Raw genomic sequence first — 5,664 nt, 5'->3', positions numbered from 1 at the left:
CCATTCGAACCGGGGCGGTTCAGATTGCCTCCTTTGAGCCGGCGAGGACATCAAGGATCCGCTGATAGTCCGGCGCCAGCACCGACGCCACGAGACCGTCGCACCACACCGGCACCACCGACCCTGCCACCGCCCCGCCCGTCGGCGTCGGCGTCGGCGTCGGCGTCGGCTCAGGATCCCCCGCCGGTGACGCGGCAGCCTGCTCATCACCGCCAGGAGCGGCAAGAACTTCGACCACCGCCTCCCGCGCGATCACGAACCGTTCCCAGGAGAGCTCCGCTTCCCGCAGCTCGGCCAGGATCCGGTCTGCTTCCTGACGCAGCACCTCCACACGCCGGGAAGCGTCCCGCTCCTTCTCCTCCAGCAACCCGATCACCGACGGCATCCCGCACCTCCACGACCGCACCGACACGACATGCCCTGCCTGCCACAGAAGCAATGGCACTATGCCTGACCAGCCGAAACGCGGAGATCAAGTACGGAAAGACAACGGCTTCTTACCCAACGATGAGATTGCGGCCGTCATGGGAGTGTCCTTGAACACCGTGAAGACCTGTCTGCGTCTCGGCCGTGACACCCTGGAAACCGTTCTTGCAGACGTCAGTGGAGGTGAACGATGAGCATCGAGCGCCACCTGCACGGTACGGCCACTGCCGTCTCTGAACTGTGGACAGACGAGAACGACACCCGCGCCCGGCTGGCCGCCCTGCACGAGCGAGCCGGTCGTGAGACGTCGGACCAGGAACAGCCGCAAGGCCCTTCCAGGGCACCCCGCAACACCTCTGCCCGGCCCAGCCTCGGGAGCCACGCTCCCCGGCGCGGCGGGGAGCGGCCGCTGAGTGGGATCCCCTCCCTGACGGTGGCTGAAGTCGCCAGCATCATGGGTGTCTCCAAGACGACGGTCTACCGGCTGGTCAACAGTAGGCATCTACCGGCCATCCGCGTCGGCCGCTCCTTCCGTGTGCCCGAGCAAGCCGTCTACGAGTATCTGCGTGAGAGCTGGCAGGGCGCCAACGTTGACGGCCTGTGACCACCTTGAGCTGCCCCCGGACTGCCAGCGACATCAGCACCAGCAGACCTGTCGTCTAGGAGCTGGGGGTGCGGCCGCTACGTGGTACGCCCGCGTCGGCGCAGGGTCGGCGGCCGGTCGCCTGGGTTGGCGAGCATCCGCCGGACGGTCTCCGGGTGCCAGCGCTCCCCACGCTTCGGGTGAATGTTCTCGGCCTCCAGGACCGCGCAGATCTCCCGCAGGGACAGCTCGTCCTCGTCGCGGAGCTGGCGCGCTCGGGCGCGGCCGGCCTGCTCCATCTCCTCCTCGGTCAGTTCCTTCTTGTGGGCCTGCCAGCCGTAGGGCGAGGCGCCGTAGGCGTACTGCCCCTTCTCTCCTTTGATGCGGCGGCCGCGGCGGAGCTTGGCCACGGTCATGCCTCGGTCCAGCTGGGCGAATACGCCCATCATCTGGCGCATGGCGGTGCGCATCGGGTCCTCGGGGTCGTCGGGCAGGATCTCGCCCTGATCGGCCATGAACGCGCGGCCGCCGTGCTTCCAGCACTGGGCCAGGGCTGCCTCCTGCACGACCAGCTCGCGGGCCAGGCGGTCAAGGTTGGGCGCCACGATGCCCTGGGCCTTCTTCTCCTCGACCCACAGCAGGGCGGTGGCCAGCTCGGGCCGCTCGTCCCCGGCGATGGTGCCGGACTGTGCCTTCTCCACGAACAGCCTCACGAGGCGGTGGCCGTGCTCGCGGGTCTAGCGGCGCACGATGCGCTCCTGGTCCTCCAGCCCGAACCCGTCCAGCTGACTGCCGGTCGAGACCCGGATGTACCCCGCGAGCCGCATCTGATCGCCTCCAACGCGCTGACCTGCACTGTCACAGTAATGGGGGAAGACAGGACACCGGCGGACACGTCATCCACGGTTCGGGACACCGCAGAGGCACTCACCACCGGGACCGGTCGCCGTCGGTGGGCTCGGGGAGGGCGGCGGCGACGGCGCCGACCGCCAACGCCGCGCCGAGCGGACCGACCACGTACGGCCAGAGGGAACCGTCCGCACCGGCCATCATCCAGGGCCCGAGCTGCCGCGCAGGGCTGAGGCTCCCGCCCGTCGGCCCGGCGGTCACCGCGATCAGCACCGTCAGCAGCGCCCCGATCGTCACAGGCGTCACCTCGGCGAGCGCCGGGCGGCGCACCAGCCGTATGACGACGGCCAGCAGTACGCCCGTCGCGACCGCCTCCCCGACCGCGACGGGCACACCCGACACCTGACCGGCCGGCCGCAACAAGGCGTAGTCCACGACTGGATGGGCCACGGCCGCGCCTGCCATGTGACGCCCGACGAAGGCGCCGATCACCGACCCCAGCAGCTGCGCCGAGACGTAGAGCGGCACATGACGGGTCGGCACGTGGCGTACCACCCACAGGGCGACCGTGACCGCCGGGTTCATGTGGGCACCACTGACGCGACCGAAGGGCGAGGCGACGAGTACCGCGACCACGGCCCCGCTCACGGCAGCGTCGACGAGGAGGCGGGCATCGGCCGACGCGAGCTGTGCGTACAGCCAGGCGTCGGGGTGGAAGAGGTGGCGGAAGAGCACGGTCACGGCCAGCAGCATCAGCGCCGTGGCGGCCAGCTCGGACGCCCACAGGACCATCGGCCGGGGCAAGGGGACGGGCGGTGAGGGGACCTTACCGGCTGAGGTCGACTCGGTGGCCACGACGGTTGACTCCTCTGGCAGGAAGCGGTTCTCGGTACAGGAAGAAAGAACCGTGCGTACGCCGTCATGTGCGGCCTCCTGACGAGACGCGCGGCCCTCGTTTCCGGACACCCCCTGCGGGCTGCCGCGCCCGGGGCCCGAACGTGTCCTGATCCGAGGGCCGCATGTCCCGACGGACGGCCATGGCGTGGGACGAGCGGCCGGTTGAGCAGGATGTCCGGCCCACCGGGGCCGGAGACGGGACCGCCGGACCGACGGCGGCACCGGTGATCGTTCGATCTCAGGGAAGAGACGAGGCAATCGATGGATGCGGAAACCGCTCGACCGCGTTCGGAGTACATGACGGCACTCGGGCTGGCCGCGGGCCCGGTCGTGGCACTGGGGTTCACCCGCTTCGCATACGCCCTGTTGCTGCCGTCCATGCGCACCGAGCTGGACTGGTCCTACGCGGCCGCCGGCGGGCTCAACACGGCCAACGCGCTGGGCTACATCATCGGCGCGGGCAGCGGAGCCTGGTGGTCCCGCCGCTTCGGTGCGGGCCGCTCCTTCGTGGGGGGCATGGTCATCAGCGCCCTCGCCCTGCTCGGCTCCGGACTGACCGGTGACTTCACCGCCCTGTCGGTGCTGCGCTTCGTGGGCGGCCTGTCCACCGCGGTCACCTTCGTCGTCGGATCCGCCCTCGTCTCCCGCGTGCACACCGGCGGGCGCCAGCAGCGGTCGGCGGCCCTGGTCGGCGTCTACATGGCGGGCGTCGGCATCGGCGTCGTCCTGTCCGGCGTCGTCGTACCGGCCGCGCTGTCCGCTTGGGGCACTTCGGGTTGGCAGGCGGGCTGGCTGCTGATGGGCGTGCTCGCGCTGCTCGCCGTCGGCCCCGCCGCGTGGGCCGTCCGTGCGGTCCCGGCCGCGCCCCCGGCCACCGCCTCCCGGGGCGGCTCGCGCCTGCGCAGGATGGTGCCCTCGTTCGTCTGGTACGTCCTCTTCGGCGCGGGCTACGTGTCGTACATGACCTTCGTCGTCGCCCTGCTCAGGGACCAGGGCCTGAGCACCTGGAGCGCTGCCGCCTTCTTCATCGTGCTGGGCGCGGCGAGCGCGTTGGCCACGCTGCTGGTGTGGGGCCGGATCATCGGCCGTCTGCGCGGCGGGCTGGCCCCGGCGCTGGTCTCGGCTGTGGTGCTGGTCGGCGTACTGCCGGTGCTGCTGGCGGACGGCCTGGCCGCCGCGATCGTCTCCGCGATCGTCTTCGGCGCCGCCTTCATGGCGGGTCCCACCGCGATCACCGTGCTGGCCCGGCGGATGCTGCCCCAGCACACCTGGACGTCCGGCATTGCCTGGCTGACGGTCGCCTTCAGCGTCGGGCAGGCCGTCGGCCCGCTGAGCTCGGGCATCCTGTCCGACTCCGACGGCGGCATTGCCAAGGGCCTGTGGCTGTCCGTCGTCCTGCTCGCCCTGTCCGCGGTCGTCGCGTTGCTTCAGCGCGAACGCACCGCCTCTGCACCCGCGCCGGCGACCACGGCGGCGACTGCCCGGCCCGCCCCCGCCGACCTGCGGTGAGCGCCCGCCTCAGCAAGACCCTCACGACAACAGGGAGGCCGCCATGCCCACCAGGAAAGTCCATGTCCACGACAACGGCCGTCTGGCCCGCGTGATCGACGCCGGCCCGCACGGGCTTCTCGCCGACGAGCCCGACCCGATCGGCACCGACACCGGCCCCACCCCGGTGGAACTGCTCCTCGCCGGTCTCGGGGCGTGCACCTCGATGACCGTCCGCATGTACGCGGAGCGCAAGGGCTGGGATCTCACCGGGATCGAGGTAAGCGCCCGCACTGCGGGCCGAGACGGCTCGCGCGAGCGGATCGTCAAGGAGGTCGAGCTCTCCGGGCGTCTTGATCAGCAACAGCTCGACGGGCTCGCGGCCATCGCCGACCTCTGCCCCGTGCAGCGCATGCTCGGCGACACGGTGGACGTCCGCACCCACGTCACCGTGCGCCCCGCCGCTGTCGCCGCGGTCTGATCCGTACGAAGGGGCGGCCCATGTCATCGCCAGGGCCGCCCCCGCAATCCGCCAACCCCTGTGTCTCCCACCGGAGGAACCCGTGGACAGCATCCCGGCCAATGTCGCCGGCATCACCGTGCCGAACAGCAAGCTCGCCCGCGAGGCCACCGAACTCGTCCGGGAGGCGGCCTCGCCCACCGTCTTCCACCACTCCCGGCGCGTTTTCTTCTGGGGCTCGCTGCGCGGCCTCTCCCGCGGTCTGTATGCCGACCCCGAACTCCTCTACGTCGGCGCCCTTTTCCACGACCTCGGCCTGACCGAGCGTTACCGCCATGACGATCAGCGCTTCGAGATCGACGGCGCGGACGAGGCCCGCCGCTTCCTCCAGCAGCACGGCATCGGACCCGACGACGCGCAGCTGGTGTGGCAGGGCATCGCCCTCCACACCACCCCCGAGATCCCGTGGCACATGGCCCCCGCGGTCGCCCTTGTGACCGCCGGCGTGGAGGCGGACGTACTCGGCCTGGGCCTCGACGAGATCGGCGAACAGGCCCTCGCGGAGGTCGTCGCCCTGCACCCGCGGCCCAACTTCAAGCGGCGGATCCTTCAGGAGTTCACCGCGGGCATCGCCCCCCGTCCCCGGACGACGTTCGGCAACGTCAAGGCCGACGTACTGGAGCGGTACGTGCCTGGATTCGAGCGCGAGAACTTCGTCGACGTCATCCTCGGCTCCGACTGGCCCGAGTGACCGTCGGGCCGACGTGACGCGGCCGCCGGGCGGCCGGGCCCGCCGTCAGGACCCGGTCGCCCGGTGCCGCGTGGTGCGGAACCGGTCCCGGTACGCCCCCGGTGCCACCCCCAGGATCCGTTGGAAGGTCCGCCGCATGGTCTCCACCGATCCGAACCCGCTGGCGCGGGCCACGGAGTCTAGCTCCGTACTTCGCGGGTCGGTGGAGAC

General features: G+C 71.0%; 8 protein-coding genes and 1 pseudogene. 4 read left to right on the top strand and 5 right to left on the bottom strand.

Annotated elements, in window-relative coordinates:
• Positions 1-19: 19 nt before the first annotated feature.
• Positions 20-385: a hypothetical protein gene (locus tag StrepF001_RS44235; protein WP_129803716.1), complete on the bottom strand. Its 366-nt coding sequence runs from the start codon at positions 383-385 to the stop codon at positions 20-22.
• 450 nt (positions 386-835) lie between these two features.
• Here StrepF001_RS44235 and StrepF001_RS44230 point away from each other — a divergent pair, with 450 nt between their 5' ends.
• Positions 836-1,030: a helix-turn-helix domain-containing protein gene (locus StrepF001_RS44230; protein WP_240798000.1), complete on the top strand. Its 195-nt coding sequence runs from the start codon at positions 836-838 to the stop codon at positions 1,028-1,030.
• A gap of 77 nt (positions 1,031-1,107) precedes the next feature.
• On the opposite strand, the gene StrepF001_RS50370 is transcribed toward StrepF001_RS44230, so the two are convergent.
• The 3 genes and pseudogenes from StrepF001_RS50370 to StrepF001_RS44220 all read right to left on the bottom strand — a co-directional run bounded on the left by StrepF001_RS50370 (position 1,108) and on the right by StrepF001_RS44220 (position 2,713).
• Positions 1,108-1,308, bottom strand: a complete 201-nt coding sequence (locus tag StrepF001_RS50370; RefSeq protein ID WP_346657025.1) for a recombinase family protein — start codon at positions 1,306-1,308, stop codon at positions 1,108-1,110.
• A 75-nt stretch (positions 1,309-1,383) separates the two neighbouring features.
• A pseudogene (locus StrepF001_RS50365) lies at positions 1,384-1,728 on the bottom strand (recombinase family protein); the annotation flags it as partial.
• Positions 1,729-1,936: 208 nt separating this feature from the next.
• A complete protein-coding gene (locus StrepF001_RS44220; protein WP_129803714.1) occupies positions 1,937-2,713 on the bottom strand; it encodes an aquaporin in 777 nt (258 codons plus the stop codon).
• A gap of 339 nt (positions 2,714-3,052) precedes the next feature.
• Between StrepF001_RS44220 and StrepF001_RS44215 the strand changes: the two genes are divergently transcribed.
• From StrepF001_RS44215 to StrepF001_RS44205, 3 genes are all read left to right on the top strand, one after another.
• The gene (locus tag StrepF001_RS44215; protein ID WP_165396583.1) at positions 3,053-4,264 is read left to right on the top strand and encodes a YbfB/YjiJ family MFS transporter; all 1,212 of its coding nucleotides are present in this window, start codon (positions 3,053-3,055) and stop codon (positions 4,262-4,264) included.
• Between the two features lie 43 nt (positions 4,265-4,307).
• Positions 4,308-4,724 (top strand): OsmC family protein, encoded by a 417-nt coding sequence (locus StrepF001_RS44210; RefSeq protein ID WP_129803712.1) that lies wholly within the window; start codon positions 4,308-4,310, stop codon positions 4,722-4,724.
• 91 nt (positions 4,725-4,815) lie between these two features.
• Positions 4,816-5,454 (top strand): HD domain-containing protein, encoded by a 639-nt coding sequence (locus StrepF001_RS44205; protein ID WP_129803717.1) that lies wholly within the window; start codon positions 4,816-4,818, stop codon positions 5,452-5,454.
• Positions 5,455-5,499: 45 nt separating this feature from the next.
• Here StrepF001_RS44205 and StrepF001_RS49200 read toward each other — a convergent pair whose 3' ends face one another.
• Positions 5,500-5,628 carry a hypothetical protein gene (locus tag StrepF001_RS49200; RefSeq protein WP_276322900.1) on the bottom strand — a complete coding sequence of 43 codons (129 nt, stop codon included), beginning with the start codon at positions 5,626-5,628 and terminating at the stop codon, positions 5,500-5,502.
• Positions 5,629-5,664 lie beyond the last annotated feature (36 nt).

The organism is Streptomyces sp. F001 (assembly GCF_004187715.1).
Lineage (GTDB): Bacteria > Actinomycetota > Actinomycetes > Streptomycetales > Streptomycetaceae > Streptomyces > Streptomyces flavusporus.
Note: the sequence above shows the minus strand (reverse complement) of the source record. Positions and strands in the feature narration are given on the sequence as shown.